Origin of the sequence: uncultured Abyssibacter sp. (assembly GCF_964000955.1) — a bacterium.
Taxonomy (GTDB): domain Bacteria; phylum Pseudomonadota; class Gammaproteobacteria; order Nevskiales; family OUC007; genus Abyssibacter.
The window spans coordinates 1-16299 of the sequence record NZ_CAXFCL010000162.1 but is presented as its reverse complement, the minus strand read 5'-3'; the positions used below and the strand labels follow the sequence as shown (position 1 = coordinate 16299).

Here is a 16299-nt window from a genome sequence, read left to right as displayed (position 1 = left end):
TGCCGCGGTGGTGTTGCCGGCGATCAGTTCGCCGATGGTGAGCAGGTCATGGCGGCTGGAATCGAGCTGCGTGCGATACGCCATGAAGATCAGCGCCGCGGCGGCCATCAACAGTCCGGCCGCCGCCGCCGCGATGGCAATCAGCGTCATCTTGCGCCCGATGGGAGCGTTGCGAAACGTGCCCGTCATGACGTCCGCGATCGCATCACGGAGCGATCCTCGCGACCCGCAGCAGCTTCGAACTGATCACCAGCCGCTGCCGCTCCGCGGCATCCAGGTCGACTTCGAAGCGAACCTTGCGCTCATCGATGAAGAACCGGATGACCCCGGCGGGCAGCCGCTCCTCGGTCTCGTAGACGCTGAGCACACCGGGTGCCTCAAGCGCTCCGAACCGCCGCATGACATCGTCCCGATCGCCGCGCAGGTACACCATGTCGCAATGCGCGTCCGGCGACTCCATCCCCACCACGCGCAGCGGTCGGGTGCCTACCGTCTTGCCTCGCAGCGCGGCCTCGATGACCTCGACCGTCTCCGCCCCGGCCCACACACACAAGGTCACGGGCTGGCGGACATGCTCGAAGGTGCCCTCGGGCCACTCGACGAACTTGGCGAAGTTCAGCAGGAACGCCGCCTTCACCTGATCTTCCAGCGTGGCGGCGCCCAGAGCAGGCCACAGCAGCGCCGTGACTCCGGTCACGACGGCCACCCGGCGAAGACGCTTCATCACGGGTCGTCACCCCAGTTCCAGCGCAGTTCCAGCGACACTGCCCGTTCCGCTTCCACGGTCTCCGAGTCGCTGGCGAACTCGGCGTGGTGATCGTCCAGCAGGTTGGTGCCGATCAGACCGATCTCGGCACCGTCCAGCCACTCGTAGGCAACGCGCAGGTTCAGGTCGGTATAGGCGTCGATGCCTCCAGCTTGCAGTTCGTCCACGTATCGAACAATGCCTTGCGCCTGCCAGCGCCCACGCGCCCACAGCGCGCTGAACAGCGCCTGATGGCGCGGACTGCTGCCCTCATGAACGGCGGCGGTGGACGCATCCGCGCTGTCCGATGCGTCGATGTCGATATCCAGATAGGCGTACCACGCGCGCAGTTCAACCCAGTCCGCCGGCTTGATGATCACCGCGACCTCGCCGCCGGTGCCGACGCCGGACAGGCGATTTTCAAAACTGGCCCCCAGCAACACGGGCTCGGTGCTGCGCAAGTCGTCGTAGTCGTTGTAGAAACCGGCAACATCCACCGACAGCCATTCGCCGAACTGCCGTCGAGCGCCGATTTCGTAGGCGATCAGCGTTTCGGAGTCGAAGTCCGGGTTGCCGACACGAATGATCTCGCCACCGTCACAGAAGCCCGGAAAGCCGTCCGGCGGCGGACAGTAGAGCGCCACATCGTGATCCACACGGTTCGGCGTGCGGACCGCCTTGGCGACGGATGACCACAGATAGGTCCGCTCGGAGGCCGCGTAACCCAACCGCGCGCCCGGCTGGACCTCGTAGCCAGTGAAGTCGTTGTGCTCGAACTTGGAGCCCAGTGTCAGCGTCAGCCGGTCGTCGATCAGGTCGATGCGGTCCTGCAGGAACGCGCTGGGTTGCTCGATGTCCCGGTCGGCGGGAAGAAAGATCGCCGGATAGGGCGGACCACCGGTTTCATCGGAGGAGTGCCGATAACCGACGCCGCCGATGAACTCGTGCCGCTGGCCGATGGTGCGGGAGTACTGCAACTGGATATCGTAGGTATCCCGCTTTTCCCGATACGTGGGCTGATCACGCCGGAAACCGGAATAGGTCGCCCGCAGACTCAGCTGCGCCGCATCGTCCCCCTCACCCAGCGGGCGGACATAGTGGATGTTCGCGTCGCCCCCGTTGGTGGAAACATCACCACCCGGCGAATCGGCATCGGCGGTATACAGGTTGCCCGAAACCGACAGCTGATCATCGACGGACAGCGCCGTGTCCAGCCGGCCTCCGGCCATGGCGATGCGTTGACGGTCGGTCGCGTCGCGACCGTCACCCAGCCGGCCGTCACCCCGCTCGACCGCCTTGCCATACAGCCGCAGCGCGCTATCGGATCCGACGCGCTGTCCGGACCGCAGGGTCGCGGCATTGCGCTCGGTCCCCACCTCGACGACCGAGACCGTCCCGGTGGTTTCGCGAGCCGAGCGCGTGATGATGTTGATAACGCCGTTGACCGCATTGGCGCCCCACAGCGTCGCGCCGGGACCGCGCACCACCTCGATGCGGTCGATGTCGGTCAGCGCAACGTCGAGCACATCCCAGAACACGCCGGAGAACAGCGGCGTATAGACGCTGCGGCCGTCGATGAGCACTTCCAGCTTGTCGGCCAACACGGCGTTGAACCCGCGGATCGAGACGGCATAGTCGTCCGCGTTCACCTGGGCCACGTTCACGCCGGGCGCCAGTCTCAACGCCTCGGGAATGGAACGGGCGCCGGATCGCAGGATGTCGTCATGAGTGATCACGTAGACCGCGGCCGGCGCTCGCGAAGCCGGCTCGGCGGCCTTGGACACGGTCACCACATCAATCGCCAGCAACTCCTCCAGCGACAGGTCGGTGAGATCGTTGCTCGCCAGCTCCAGCGCGCTGGCCGATCCGGTGATCGCGGCCAGCACCACGGCTGCCAGCAGGCGGTTGCGATGAACGGTCCGATCCGGGACGTAACGTCCGCGTGTTGTCATGCCGTTCCCCCCGAATGGCCGCCGAAAACACGACGTCGAGCCATGCTACGGAGGGGGATGACAACAAATGGTGAAGCCGCGCCAGGCATCTTCGACAGCCGCACGGCTCCGCCGGGGCTCCGGTTCCGATCTCGCCACGCACCACGGGCTCTGGGTGATCAACCCGCCAGATCGACGATCAGGATGCGCCGGCCACCAGCTCCAGGATCGCGGCCCCGTAGCGCTCCAGCCGCTTGGCCGAAACACCGCTGATCGCGCCGAGCGCGGCATCATCGGCCGGCTTCTCGCGGGCAATGTCGCGCAGCGTGGAATCGTGAAACACCACGTAGGCCGGCACGCCCTGCTCGTCCGCCTCGTCCTTGCGCCAGCCGCGCAGGCGCTCGAACAACGCTTCGTCGCCCGGTGCCAGCGCCGCCTGGGGCGCACTGGAGCGACGACCACCACCGGACGGCGCCGCAGCCTTGCGGCGGACGCGGACGGTCTCCTCGCCCTTGAGCAGGCCACGCGCGGCTTCGGTGAGATGCAGCCCGCCAAACCCGCCAACATCCACGTCCAGATAGCCGCGCGCGATCAGCTGGCGAAACAGTCGCCGCCACCGGTCGGCGGAGAGCGCCTGACCAATGCCGAAGGTCGACAGGCTGTCGTGACCGAAGCGTGTGGCGCGCTCGTCACGCTTGCCGAGCAGGTGATCGACGAGATAGCTCACGCCGAAGCGCTGGCCGGTGCGGTACACCGCCGACAGCGCCTGGCGCGCGGGTTCGGTGGCATCGTCGGTGTCCGGCGGCCAAAGACAGTTGTCGCAATTGCCGCAGGGCTGCTCCAGCACCTCACCGAAATAGCGCAGCAGCGGCTGACGGCGGCAGGTATCCAACTCGCAGTAGCCGAGCATCGCATCCAACTTGCTGCGCTCGATGCGCTTGCGACCGTCCTCGGCCTCGCCAGAATCGATCATCTGCCGACGCTGAACGACATCGCCCAGGCCGTAGAGCATCCAGGCATCGGCCGGTTCACCGTCACGGCCGGCGCGGCCGGTCTCCTGGTAATAAGCCTCGACGCTGCCCGGCAGGTCGAGATGCACGACAAAGCGCACGTCCGGCTTGTCGATGCCCATGCCGAAGGCGATGGTGGCGACGACAATCACGCCGTCCTCCCGCAAAAACCGGTCCTGATGCGCGGCGCGCTTTTCGGCCCCCAGACCGGCGTGATAGGGCACGGCGTCGAAACCGTTGCCCTGCAGCCACTCGGCCGTGGCCTCCACCTTCTTGCGTGACAGGCAGTAGACGACGCCCGCCTCGCCGGGGTGCTCCTTTTGCAGAAATCGCAGCAACTGCTGTTTCGCGTTCGCGCGCTCGCTGACGCGGTAGCGGATGTTGGGCCGGTCGAAACTGGCGACGAATCGCCGCGGATCGTGCAGCGCCAGGCGCTGGACGATTTCGTCCCGGGTCGGCACGTCGGCGGTGGCCGTGAGCGCCATGCGCGGCACGCCCGGAAAGCGCTCCGCCAGTTCCGACAGGCCGAGGTACTCCGGCCGGAAATCGTGCCCCCATTGCGACACGCAATGCGCCTCGTCGATGGCGAACAACGCCAGCTTCGCCTCGGCCAGCAGTTCCAGTGTACGCGGCATCAGCAGCCGCTCGGGTGCGAGGTACAGCAGGTCCAGATGCCCGGCGCGCACCTGTGCCTCGACCTCGGCGGCCTCGCGATAGTCCAGCGTGGAATTGAGGTAGGCGGCCCGCACGCCGAGCTGACGCAGCGCGGCGACCTGATCGGCCATCAAGGCAATCAGCGGCGAGATGACCACTCCAACGCCATCGCGAACCAGCGACGGAATCTGGTAGCAAACCGACTTGCCGCCACCGGTGGGCATGAGCACCAGCACGTCCTGGCCGGCGATGGCGGCATCGACGATCGCCGCCTGCTCGCCGCGAAATTCCGAATACCCGTAGACCCGCTGGAGAACTTCGATCGCCGACATCGCTCTATTGTGAGGGACTCCCGCACCCACCGCGAGTGCTTGACAGCGCTGCGTGCAGCCTTGGGAATGGGCGCGGACGACATGATTTGACGACAGGTTTCGCCATGGAGCGGCTCACCCGATTCTGGATTCATCCGATGGTCGGCCTGCTGGCGGCGTTGGCGCCGGCACTCGCCGCGGCCGAGGCCACACCGGTGACGGTGCAAACCATCGAAGCCTCCCGCGCGGCGGCACCACTGGTGCTCTCGGGCAGCTTCACCGCGCGGCAGCGCTCGGATCTGTCCACTTCCGTGGCGGGGCTGGTCCAGGAACTGCGCGTCGACATCGGCGATACCGTGAAGACCGGTGACCTGCTGATCCGGCTGGACCCGGAATTGGCCGATCTGCAGCTCTCGCGCCTGCGCGCCGCCCAGGCGGAAGCCGAGGCGCTGCGCGACGAGGCCCGCCGCCAGGCGGAACAGGCCAAGGTGCTCGCGCAATCCGGGGATCTGTCCGCGTCGCTGGCGCAGACCCGCATCGCCGAGGCGGCCACGTCCGAGGCACAGTCCGCCAGCCGCCAGGCGGAAGTCCGCGAGCAAGCTGCCCGGGTGCAGCGGCATGAACTGCGCGCGCCCTACGCCGGCGTGATTACCGGGCGATACACCGACACCGGGGAGTGGGCCGTACCCGGCACGCCGGTGCTGGAACTGGTGGACCTCGCCAGCCTGCGCCTGGATGTACAGGTGCCGCAGGCGCGCTTTGCCGACATCGGACCCGACACCACGGTCACCGTCCGCACACCCGCGCTGCCCGACCGGAAGCTGGACGCGACGGTCGAGGCCACCGTTCCGGTCAGCGACCCCACCGCCCGCACGCTGCGCGTGCGCCTGGTTGTCGACAATGCCGACCGCCAGTTGCTGCCGGGGATGTCCGCACAGGCGGACTTCCATGTCCGCAGTGCGGACGCACTCGTGCTCGCGCCACGTGACGCGCTGGTCCGCCGGCCCGACGGCGCCTTTGGCGTGTGGGTCGTGAACGAGGAGGATGGCGTGCTCAGAGCCTCGGCCCGGCGCGTCCGCACCGGCCGCACGGTCGGCACCGACGTGGAAATTCGCGAAGGCCTGTCCGATGGTGACCGCGTGGTCGTGCGTGGTAACGAAGGATTGTCCGACGGCCAGGCGGTGCGCATCGTCGACCGCATCGGCCAGCCGGACGCATGATCGCCGCCCTGGTCCAGCGCGGCACTCTGCTCACCGTCGCGGCGCTGGTGCTCTGCGTGCTGGGCGTGCTCGCCGCGTTCAGGGTGCCGGTGCAGATGATCCCGGACCTGGAGGTCCGCGAGATTTCGGTGCGCACGAACTGGCCCGGCGCGACACCGCAGGATGTCGAGAAGGAAATCCTGATCGAGCAGGAGGAGTTTCTCCGCGCCGTTCCGAACCTCTCGCGCCTGATCTCCTACGCCTCGACCGGGCGCGCGGAAATCGAACTGGAATTCCCCTTCGGCACCGACATCACCCAGGCGCTGATCGACGTCAACAACGCGCTGTCCCAGGTGCCGGCCTATCCGGAGACGGTGGACGAGCCGCGGGTGACGGCCGACTCGTTCTCGCAGAACGCCTTCATGTACTACCGCGTGGTGCCGCTGCCCGGAAATCCGCGCGCGCTGGACATGGACATGATGCGCGACTTCATCGACGACAACGTGCGAACCCGGATGGAGCGGGTGCCGGGTGTGTCACAGGTGGATGTCCGCGGCGGCGCCGAACGCCAGATCCAGATCTTCGTCGACCCGGCGGCGCTCGCCGAACGGAACATCACGCTGACCCAGCTGCGCAACGTGATCCGCTCGCGCAACCGCGACGTGTCCGCCGGGGACCTGAACACCGGCAAGCGACGCTATCTGCTGCGCACCGTCGGCCGCTTCGACGACCTGATCGCCATCGAGGATCTCATCGTCGCGCGACAAGGCGATGCGGTGGTGCGACTGCGGGATGTCGCCGAGCTCCGGCTGGACCACTTCGAACTGCGCAACCTGTCGTACGCGGAGGGCGCGCGCTCCATCACGCTGGCGGTGAACCGCATCTCGGGCTCCAACGTCATCGCGATCAAGCAGGGCATGGCGCCGGTGGTCGCGGCCATCAATCGGGATGTGCTGGAACCGGCCGGCATGCGCATGAGCCTGACCAGTGATGACGTGCGCTATGTCGAGGCTTCCGTCGCCAACGTCTGGCAGAACCTCGGCATCGGCGCGGTTCTGGCCACCCTGGTGCTGTTCGCGTTTCTGCGCTCGGTGCGAGCGACCGCGGTGGGTGTGCTGGGCGTGCCGATCTGCACCATCGCCGCGTTCATGGGCCTGCTGCTGGCCGGCCGCACCATCAATGTCATCTCGCTGGCCGGTGTCGCCTTCGCCATCGGCATGACGCTGGACAACAGCATCGTGGTGCTGGAGGCGATCGAACGCGAGCGCCGCAGCGGTCTCGGCCGCTTCGAATCCGCAGTGGCCGGGGTCAAGCGCGTATGGAGCGCGGTGCTCGCCTCGACGCTGACCACCGTGCTGGTATTCGCGCCCATCCTGTTCATCGAGGAAGAAGCCGGCCAGTTGTACTCCGATATCGCGGTGGCGATCTCGGCATCGATTCTGGCCTCGATGGTGGTCGCGATCACCCTCGTTCCAACCGCGGCGGCACGGCTGACGATGGCGGAAGACCGCCCGGAGCCGGGGCGCGCAACACGCCAGCGGGTGGCGGACATGGTGGCCTGGCTGGTCGCCACACCAACCCGCCGCTGGAGCTACCTGGGCGGGCTGACCGCGGTGGTCATCGGTGTTCTGGTCTTCCTGACGCCGCCGGCCGAGTACCTGCCGGAGGGCGAGGAACCCAAGCTGTTCGCGCGGATGATCGCCCCGCCCGGCTACAACCTGGACGAGATGTCCGCCATCGCCGACGACCTGCAGTCGAAGCTGATGCCCTATGTCGGCGACGACCCGGACCGGTTCGCCAGCGGCGAGACGACGGTGCCGGCGCTGGCCTACATCAACATGGGCGTGGACACCGGGGGACTGCGCATCATCACCGAGACCGTGCGGCCGTCGCAGATCGACGCGCTAATCCCGGTCCTGACCGAGCTGTACACCGCCTATCCCGGCATGCGCGCCTTCGTGTCGCGGGGTTCCATCATCTCCAGCAATGACGGCGGCACCCGCAGCGTCAATGTGGACATTTCCGGCGCCGAGCTGGCGGACATCTACGCCGCCGCGGACCTGGTCTATGACCGGGCGCGCGAGGTCCTGGATGACCCGCAGATCGGATCGCAGCCCTCGTCGCTGACGCTGAACCAGCCGCTGGTCGAGGTTCGACCGGACTGGCTTCGCGCCTCCGAGCTGGGTCTGAGCGCGGAGGAACTCGGGTTCGCGGTCGCGGCACTGTCCGACGGCGCGTTCGTTGACGAGTATTTCGTCGGCGACGACAAGGTGGACATGTATCTCTACAGCCAAGCCGGCAACTCCCAGGATCTGGGCGCATTGTCGGAACTGCCGATCGCCACGGCGGCGGGGATCGTGCCCATCTCGGCCGTCGCCTCGCTGGTCGACACCGTGGACACGGACGAGATTCGTCGCGTGAACGGACAGCGCACGGTCACGCTGAACATCATCGCACCACGCTCGGTGGCGCTGGAGACCGCGGTGGGCATCGTGCGCGAGGATGTCATCGCGGCGCTCAACGACTCAGGCGACCTGCGAGCCGGAGTGGTGCTGGACATCTCCGGCGCGGCCGACCAGCTCGACGCCACCCGCGAGGCGCTGTCCGGCAACTTCGTGGTCTCGCTGATTCTCTGCTACCTGCTGCTGGTCGCGATCTTCACCCACTGGGGCTACCCGTTCGTGATCATGACCATCGTGCCGCTGGGCGTGGCTGGCGGCATCGCGGGTCTGGTTGGCCTGAACCTGATCACGCGCCAGCCCTTCGACATGATCTCCATGCTGGGCTTTCTGATCCTGCTGGGCACCGTGGTCAACAACCCCATCCTGATCGTCGATCGGGCCCTGCAGAACCTGCGTGATGGCGACATCGCACCGGAACGGGCGGTCACCGAGGCCGTGGATGCGCGGCTGCGCCCGATCATGATGTCGATGATCACCACCGTGGCGGGCCTGTCCCCGCTGGTTTTCATCCCCGGCGCCGGCACCGAGCTCTATCGCGGAGTGGGCGTCATCGTGCTGGCCGGACTGGTGTTCTCGACCATCGTGACCGTCACGCTGCTGCCGGTGCTGCTGACCACCCTGCTGAAGCTGCGCCGCGCCCCGGCGAGCACGAGCTGATCAGCCATCACCCGCCTCCAGGGCAGCGACGCGGGCTTCCAGCGCCTCGATCCGGGCGAGCAGCTCATCACGGGATGCCGATCCACGGGAAGTGGCCGGCGCGGCCGCGGGTTCCGGGATCTCCGGCTCGCCGCAAAGCGTATGCGCCAATCGCGCCTCTTTCTGGCCGGGCTGGCGCGGCAGCATGACGACCAGCGGCTGGGTGCGATCGGTCAGGAATTCCAGCACCTCGTCCAGATCCTCCAGGGACTTCGGGCCACGCAGGTTGTCGGCGTGGCTGCGGATTTCCGAGCGCGTCTGCGGCCCGCGGAGCATCAGCACCGCCAGCACGGCGGCGGAGGCGTCCTTGAGCAACAGCCGGTGCTTGAAGTTCTGGCGCCATTTCGGCACGCGGGAGCCGGTGTCCTCCCGACTGCAAAAGCGGTATTCGGCAAGCTGGTTCAGAGCCTTGCCGACCTCACCCTCCGTGAGGCTCATCACCGGGCTGCGGGATGATTTCTGATTGGCCGCCGCCATGATGGCGTTCACCGTCATGGGGTAGTAATTCGGCGTGGTGATGGACTTTTCGAACAGCGAGGCGAGCACGCGCGCCTCGGCGGGGCTCAGTTCCGGGGTCTCCACCTGACTCTCCTGATCGTGCGGGCGGCACAGTGTGCCACGGCTTGCGGTACTACCAGCGGCTGTCGTTGCCACCGTCGGTGAGTCCGAACAGGCGGGCCAGCAAACCCGGATGGCGGTTGCCGCTGATCAGCGTGCCGTCATCCTGGTGCAGCTTCAGCGTTGCCAGGTAGGAGGTCGTGGCGGACAGCCGCCGGGCAAGCTGTTCGGCGATGGCCAATGCAATGGCGGGCCGGTCACGCACCGCCTGTTCGGCGTGCTCGATGACATGGAAGACACTGTCTTCCATCGCCACCAGCGTGGCTGTCGCGGGCACGTTGAGCACCGCTGAAATCTCGCCGAACAGGGCGCCGGCCTGTTGTACACGCGCCACTTCGACACCGGAACGCATGACCCGCACCGCGCCCTGTCTCAGCACGAACAATCCGCTGTTCGCCGCGCCCTCCTCGAGAAACGTGTCACCGGCGGCGACACGCCGCTCCGGAAACGACCGACAAAGCGTCAGCAGGCTGCTCATGGTCCGGCTCGTCCTTGTGCACGGAAAGCGCAACCTTATCACCGGCCATTCGGCCCGGCATGCGCTTGAGCGCACGCCGGGCCGAATCGCAGTCAGCGGCGCCGAACTCCCGCCAGCGCCAACAGCAGCAACAGACCACCGAGCCCCCAGGCACCGGACGAGCCGGTGGGCGCGGTGGAGCCCCCGGACCCGCTGACCGGATCACCCGCCTTGGGGCTGACCTGATCGGCTTCCACCGACGACGCGATCGGGCTGGAACCAGCACCGTCGATGGTCAGCGTCACCGTCCACTGCCCCCCGGGCGCCAGCGCCTCCAGCATGTACTGCTCGGTCGCCTTCGTGACCTTGCCGACGGGCTCGGTAACGTCGGATTCGGCCTGGGTCACGGTCGCCCCGTCGGGCAGCGCGACATCCAGCACCACGCCGGTGGCCGGAATCGCCGCATCGGCGGGCAGGCTGATCGTGGCCGTGTAGGTCAGCGAACCGCCGGAGGCTCCGGCCGAGGTTTCGAGCTCCAGAACCGGGCGACGCGAAACCGCCTCATAGGCGTCGATCCTCCCGAATCCGGAGGTGTTGTTGGGAATGTCCGCGTCCGTCGTTCCGCCACAGGTCTCGCCGTGGAGGATGGGCACGGCGGTGTTCTCGATGATCGAGCGCACGTCATCGACTCGCCCGATCAGCCTGGGCTCGGAGGACAACAGAAGGGCAACCAGACCGGCCACATGCGGGCCGGACATGCTCGTCCCGCTCAGCGATGCATATTCGCCATCCAGATAGGCTGAAACCGTGCTCACGCCCGGCGCGACCACGTTGGGCTTGACCCGCATGGACAGGTCGGTGAGGACCGGACCGCGGCTGGAAAAGCTCGCCATGGCGTCCTCGACATCCGTCGCACCCACCGTGAACGACTCCTCGTAGACCGCCAGCGGGAAGGCGATGGTGCTGCACACATCTCCGTCGTTGCCGGCCGAGACAACCTGCACGATGCCCGCCGCCTTGGTCGCCTGATTGACCGCATCCAGGACCGGCGGCGCGCAGCCTTCCAGACATCCCCAGGAGTTGTTGACGACATCCGGGGCCATGGCGGGATCGGCGCCTGCCGGATCGTCGATCGGATACGGCGCGATCATCCACTCCATGCAGTCCATGTATGTGGGCACGGTGCCGAGGCCGACCACCGGGTCCAGCAGCGAACGACAGCCAATCCATTGCGCACCCGGCGCCATGCCGATCTGCATGCCATTGCCGTCGTCACCCACCATGGTGCCGGTGGTGTGCGTGCCGTGGCCGTTGGAGTCGCAGGGTACGCCGGTATCGGGGCAGAACAGATCGGTCGCACCGAAGGCGTTGCGCCAGTTGTAATCGTGGCTCGCGGTTCGGGTCTGCGGATCCCAGCCGCGGTACTTCTCCTGCAACGCCGGGTGGGTCCACTCGACGCCGATATCATGGTCACCCACGACAATCCCCTGGCCGGTGAATCCGTCGGCCCACACCTCGGGTGCCCGCACCAGGGCAACGCCGGCTTCCACCGCCTTGTGCGGCGCGGTCTTTCGGGTCGCGGCTGTCACCGGTGCCGGAGCCTTGAGCGGCTGCAACCAGTGAATGTGCGTCACCGAACTCAGCCGCGCGATGGCCTCGATGTCGGTGAACGTGCCGGTGACGGCGATGCTGTTCGCAATCCAGAAAGCGCGGTAGTCCACGCCGCGCGCGTCGAGCAGCGCTCGCAGTTCGGCCTGGCTGTCGACCGCAACCTGCTGGAGGGCATTGACCACGAAGCGCCCTTTTTCCGCCTTGTCGTCGATCGCCGCCGCGGGCGACAAGTCGGCGCGGGCATCCAGCTGCACCATGAACTCGGTCCGCGTCAGCGTCAGCAGTTCTTCCAGCAGCGGCTGGTCCACCTTCTCGCGCCAGTCGACATCCAGCGCCAGCGCAGGACCGGACACGAGCAGCCATGCCGCGGCCACCAGGCCGCCACGGATCAGTTTCATCGAATTCCCCAGTTCTTGTTTGTTGATGGAGCGCGAGCGCTGTCTCTCAGCAAGAAGCTTGCCGGAAAACATTCCCACCGTCTTCCCGCTCGCGGATTCTGACCGTGCTTGGCACACTGCGGAGCCACCTCCACCGAGCGCGCGGATGAGCTACCACACGACGCCTGACCCCGATTGCACCGGCGTTGACGGAAGCATTGAGCTGCTGATCGAAGGACAGCCGCGCGATCTCGGCGGCTTCACCGTTCGACGGGTGTTGCCCTCATCGCGGCGCCGCATGGTCGGGCCGTTCATCTTTCTCGACGAAATGGGCCCCTCCGATCTTGCGCCAGGCCAGGGGCTCAACGTACGACCGCATCCGCACATCGGTCTGGCGACGATCACCTACCTGTTCGAGGGAGAGATCCTGCACCGTGACAGCCTTGGCTCGCTTCAGGCCATTCGTCCGGGCGCGGTCAATCTCATGACGGCGGGTCGCGGCATCGTGCACTCCGAGCGTCCCGGATCGGACCTGGGCAGCCAGTCGCGTCTGCATGGCATGCAATCGTGGATTGCCCTGCCGGACGAACAGGAAGAGTGCGAGCCAGCGTTTGCGCATTACCCGGCGGATGCCATACCGACCGCCCAACTGGACGGAGGCCTCGCACGCATCATCATCGGCGAGGCCTTCGGGCAGCGCTCCCCGGTACAATGCCCGGCCCCCGCGCTCTACGTGGAATGCCAGCTCGATGCGGGCGCCACGCTGCCCTGCCCCAGCGCCCCCGAACTCGGCATCTACGTCGTCCGGGGTTCGGTGAGAATCGGCGATCAATGTTGCGAGCCCGGCACCCTGGCGGTGCTGGAACCGGGTCGCCAACAGGATGTCTGCGCCGTCACCGATGCGGTCGTGATGGTCCTCGGCGGCACCCCGGTCGGGCCGCGCCTGATCTGGTGGAACTTCGTTTCCAGCGACGCAAACCGCATCGAAACCGCCAAGCGGGACTGGACCGAGCGCCGCTTCGCCGATGTCCCCGGTGATGACGAGGAATGGATTCCGCTGCCGGCGCTCTAGGGAAGCACCTTGCCAGCCAATCAGAGCTGTGACGTCACGTACCGCAGAATCTCGACGACCTGGCTTGGCGTCTGCGCCCAGGCGAGCGCCGCGGCATCTACCTCTTTCAGCGCGTGCACCAGGGCATCGTCGTGTAGCGTGATGTAGGGCTTGTCCAGCGCCGCGCAGTAACCGGCATCGAAGGCCGCATTCCACTGCTTGTACTTGTCGCCAAAGCGCACGATGGCGAGATCACATTGCTCGATCAGCGTCTTGGTGCGAATGGCATTGACGCGGGCCGACTGGTGATCGCGCCAGAACGGTGCTTCGGGCTTGCCGAGCATGTCGCCGGCGGCGTCACTGGCTTCGTGGTCGGTCACCGGCGAGGCGAAATTCACCGGCAAATCCTCCGCGCCGGCGATGATCTGCTCACGCCAGTCGGTGTGGATCTCTCCGGACAGGTAGACGTTCCATTCCATGGTAGATATCCGTTAGAGAATGTAGCGAGAAAGGTCTTCGTCCTGCGCAAGCACCGATAGCGTCTCGTTGACCAGCGCGGCGTCAACGGTGACCACATCGCCGGCGCGATCCGGCGCCTCAAAGGACAAGGTCTCGACCAGGCGTTCCATCAGCGTGTGCAGGCGACGGGCGCCGATGTTCTCGGTGCGCTCGTTGACCTCGCTGGCGATCTCGGCGAGCCGGCGCACGCCATCCTCGGCGAAGCTGACTTGCATGCCCTCGGTGCCCAGCAGGGCGGCGTACTGCTCGGTGAGCGAACAGTCCGGTTCGGTGAGAATGCGCAGGAAGTCGTCAGCGGTCAGTGCGGACAGTTCCACACGGATCGGCAGCCGACCCTGGAGTTCCGGAATCAGGTCGCTGGGCTTGGACAGGTGGAAAGCCCCGGAGGCGATGAACAGGATGTGGTCGGTCTTGACCATGCCGTACTTGGTATTGACGGTGCAGCCTTCGACCAGCGGCAACAGGTCACGCTGCACGCCCTCGCGGGAGACGTCGCCGCCGACCACGCCGTCGCGCTTGCAGACCTTGTCGATCTCGTCGATGAAGACGATGCCGTTCTGCTCGACGTTGCGCACCGCGCTGGCCTTGATCGATTCCTCATCGACCAGCCGCGCGGCCTCCTCGTCGGTCATGACCTTCATCGCCTGCTTGACGGTCATCTTGCGCTTGCGGGTGCGGCCCTTGGACAGGTTCTGGAAAAGTCCCTGCATCTGGCTGGCCATTTCCTCCATGCCCGGCGGGGTCATGATCTCCACCCCGGGTGCGGCCATCTGGATCTCGACCTCGATTTCGGTCTCGTCCATCTGGCCTTCGCGCAGGCGCTTGCGAAACACCTGCCGCGCCGTGCCGGTTTCCTGCTCGCGGGTCTCCGAACGCTCGCCACCGTACTCCTTCGGCCTCGGCACCAGGGCGTCGAGCACACGTTCCTCGGCGGCCAGTTCGGCCTTGGGCCGGGCGGCCTGCATCGCGGTCTCGCGCTCCATCTTCACGGCGGCGTCGACCAGATCGCGGACGATGGAATCGACCTCGCGGCCGACGTAGCCGACCTCGGTGAACTTGGTCGCCTCGACCTTGAGAAACGGCGCGCGCGCCAGCTTGGCCAGACGCCGGGCGATCTCGGTCTTACCAACGCCGGTCGGCCCGATCATCAGAATGTTCTTGGGCGTGATCTCACCGGCCATGCGCTCGTCGAGTTGCATGCGGCGCCAGCGGTTGCGCAGCGCGATGGCAACGGCGCGCTTCGCCTCGGACTGCCCGACGATGTGCTTGTCCAGTTCCTGGACGATTTCACGCGGGGTCATGACGCCCGACCCCGGCAGGGCGGTAGTGATGTCGTTCATGCGTCCAGTACCTCCAGCGTCAGGTGGTCATTGGTGTACACGCAGGTGTCCGCGGCGATCTTCATCGCGCGCTTGACCACTTCATCCGCGGGCAGGTCGGTGTTGTCGACCAGCGCCCGCGCCGCCGCCTGGGCGAACGGTCCGCCGGAGCCGATGGCGATGGCGTCGAACTCCGGCTCCATGACATCCCCGGTGCCGGAGATCATCAGCGAAGCCGTGGTGTCGGCGACCAGCAGCAGCGCTTCCAGGCGCCGCAGGGAGCGGTCGGTGCGCCAATCCTTGGCCAGTTCGACGGCGGACCGCACTAGGTTGTCGGAGTAGCTTTCCAGCTTGCCCTCGAAGCGCTCGAACAGAGTGAAGGCGTCGGCCGTGCCGCCGGCGAATCCGGCGATGACCTGCTCGTTGTAGAGGCGACGCACCTTGCGGGCATTGCCCTTGATCATGGTGTTGCCCATGGAGACCTGGCCGTCTCCACCAATGGCGACGCGATTCCCGCGCCGCACGCAGAGAATCGTCGTACCCCTGAATTGTTCCACGTTGCATCCGTGTCTCGATCGTTGCCCCAATGTCGGGACGACGTCGGCGGGTTTCAATGCGTACGCGGGATCAGTCCGCCATCGCGACCAGCCATTCCGCGCGGGTCGCGGCGCAAAGCCAGGCATCGCGCCGCTGGCCGTCGCGGAACAGGCGGTGGTGCAGCCGCGCCTCGCGCCGGACGCGCAGGGTGTCGGCCAATGCGAGGCTGGCGACGTTGTCGCAATCGATGATCAACTCCACGCGCGCCAGCGCATGCTCGCGAAACGCCAGCCGCAGCAACCGGGTCACGGCCTGGCGTGCCACACCACGCCGCCACAGGTCGGAGCGCACCCAGTACCCAGCCTCGCTGGTGGCATGCAGCATGTCGATCCGGTGCAGCCCGCAGACACCCAGCACCCGCCCCTCGGTATCGACCATGCCGTAGTTGAACTCCAGCCCGGCGCCACGCAGCACGGCGGATCGGGCCTGGAATGCGCGCTGATCCCTCAGCGAATACTCCGGCGTCAGCCAGTGCATCCAAGGCGACAACGCGGCGCGACTGGACATGACCGCGTCATAGGCCGATTCGACGGAGACATCCTCCACCGGCTGCAACTGGATGGACACGGGATCCGACATCGGTGGCATGGTAGACGACGTCACGGAATGGTCACGGAGCGCAGGTAGATTTCTCAGGTTTGTTCATCCGTCTCCAGCCCATCGAATCATCATGTCCGAACTGACTCTCGCCACGACCTCGCGGCGCTCTTTCCTGCGATATATCTTCCTGACGGCAGGCGCC

Annotated in this window: 14 protein-coding genes; 3 read left to right on the top strand and 11 right to left on the bottom strand. The window is 66.7% G+C overall.

Going from position 1 to position 16299, the window contains the following annotated elements; all coding sequences use genetic code 11:
* The 4 genes from ABNS06_RS07825 to recQ form a co-directional block, all read right to left on the bottom strand.
* Positions 1–189 (bottom strand): hypothetical protein (locus ABNS06_RS07825; protein ID WP_348673702.1); only part of this gene is annotated, 189 nt, incomplete at its 3' end.
* A gap of 16 nt (positions 190–205) precedes the next feature.
* Positions 206–724: a YfiR family protein gene (locus tag ABNS06_RS07820; RefSeq protein WP_348673700.1), complete on the bottom strand. Its 519-nt coding sequence runs from the start codon at positions 722–724 to the stop codon at positions 206–208.
* Positions 724–2697 carry a TonB-dependent receptor gene (locus ABNS06_RS07815; RefSeq protein ID WP_348673699.1) on the bottom strand — a complete coding sequence of 658 codons (1974 nt, stop codon included), beginning with the start codon at positions 2695–2697 and terminating at the stop codon, positions 724–726. Before ABNS06_RS07815 ends, ABNS06_RS07820 begins: the two co-directional genes overlap by 1 nt.
* A gap of 178 nt (positions 2698–2875) precedes the next feature.
* Positions 2876–4672: a DNA helicase RecQ gene (gene recQ, locus ABNS06_RS07810; RefSeq protein ID WP_348673698.1), complete on the bottom strand. Its 1797-nt coding sequence runs from the start codon at positions 4670–4672 to the stop codon at positions 2876–2878.
* Between the two features lie 86 nt (positions 4673–4758).
* Between recQ and ABNS06_RS07805 the strand changes: the two genes are divergently transcribed.
* The gene (locus ABNS06_RS07805; protein WP_348673696.1) at positions 4759–5871 is read left to right on the top strand and encodes an efflux RND transporter periplasmic adaptor subunit; all 1113 of its coding nucleotides are present in this window, start codon (positions 4759–4761) and stop codon (positions 5869–5871) included.
* Positions 5868–8969 (top strand): efflux RND transporter permease subunit, encoded by a 3102-nt coding sequence (locus ABNS06_RS07800; RefSeq protein WP_348673695.1) that lies wholly within the window; start codon positions 5868–5870, stop codon positions 8967–8969. Before ABNS06_RS07805 ends, ABNS06_RS07800 begins: the two co-directional genes overlap by 4 nt.
* Here the strand turns inward: ABNS06_RS07800 and ABNS06_RS07795 are convergent, their stop codons facing one another.
* The 3 genes from ABNS06_RS07795 to ABNS06_RS07785 all read right to left on the bottom strand — a co-directional run bounded on the left by ABNS06_RS07795 (position 8970) and on the right by ABNS06_RS07785 (position 12092).
* Positions 8970–9590 carry a YceH family protein gene (locus tag ABNS06_RS07795; protein ID WP_348673694.1) on the bottom strand — a complete coding sequence of 207 codons (621 nt, stop codon included), beginning with the start codon at positions 9588–9590 and terminating at the stop codon, positions 8970–8972.
* 49 nt (positions 9591–9639) lie between these two features.
* Positions 9640–10104, bottom strand: a complete 465-nt coding sequence (locus tag ABNS06_RS07790) for a cyclic nucleotide-binding domain-containing protein (RefSeq protein ID WP_348673693.1) — start codon at positions 10102–10104, stop codon at positions 9640–9642.
* Positions 10105–10196: 92 nt separating this feature from the next.
* Positions 10197–12092, bottom strand: coding sequence for a S8 family serine peptidase (locus tag ABNS06_RS07785; RefSeq protein WP_348673691.1), 1896 nt, complete (start codon positions 12090–12092; stop codon positions 10197–10199).
* Positions 12093–12117: 25 nt separating this feature from the next.
* On the opposite strand from ABNS06_RS07785, the gene ABNS06_RS07780 reads away from it, so the two are divergent.
* On the top strand, positions 12118–13143 hold the full coding sequence (locus ABNS06_RS07780; protein WP_348673689.1) for a pirin family protein: 1026 nt from the start codon (positions 12118–12120) through the stop codon (positions 13141–13143).
* Between the two features lie 20 nt (positions 13144–13163).
* Here the strand turns inward: ABNS06_RS07780 and ABNS06_RS07775 are convergent, their stop codons facing one another.
* The 4 genes from ABNS06_RS07775 to ABNS06_RS07760 form a co-directional block, all read right to left on the bottom strand.
* Positions 13164–13601: a YtoQ family protein gene (locus ABNS06_RS07775; RefSeq protein WP_348673688.1), complete on the bottom strand. Its 438-nt coding sequence runs from the start codon at positions 13599–13601 to the stop codon at positions 13164–13166.
* 12 nt (positions 13602–13613) lie between these two features.
* Positions 13614–14981 carry an ATP-dependent protease ATPase subunit HslU gene (hslU, locus tag ABNS06_RS07770; RefSeq protein WP_348673686.1) on the bottom strand — a complete coding sequence of 456 codons (1368 nt, stop codon included), beginning with the start codon at positions 14979–14981 and terminating at the stop codon, positions 13614–13616.
* Positions 14978–15517 carry an ATP-dependent protease subunit HslV gene (gene hslV / locus ABNS06_RS07765; protein WP_348673685.1) on the bottom strand — a complete coding sequence of 180 codons (540 nt, stop codon included), beginning with the start codon at positions 15515–15517 and terminating at the stop codon, positions 14978–14980. The genes hslU and hslV overlap by 4 nt, the downstream gene beginning before the upstream one ends.
* 70 nt (positions 15518–15587) lie before the next feature.
* A complete protein-coding gene (locus ABNS06_RS07760) occupies positions 15588–16136 on the bottom strand; it encodes a GNAT family N-acetyltransferase (RefSeq protein WP_348673683.1) in 549 nt (182 codons plus the stop codon).
* Positions 16137–16299: the final 163 nt, after the last annotated feature.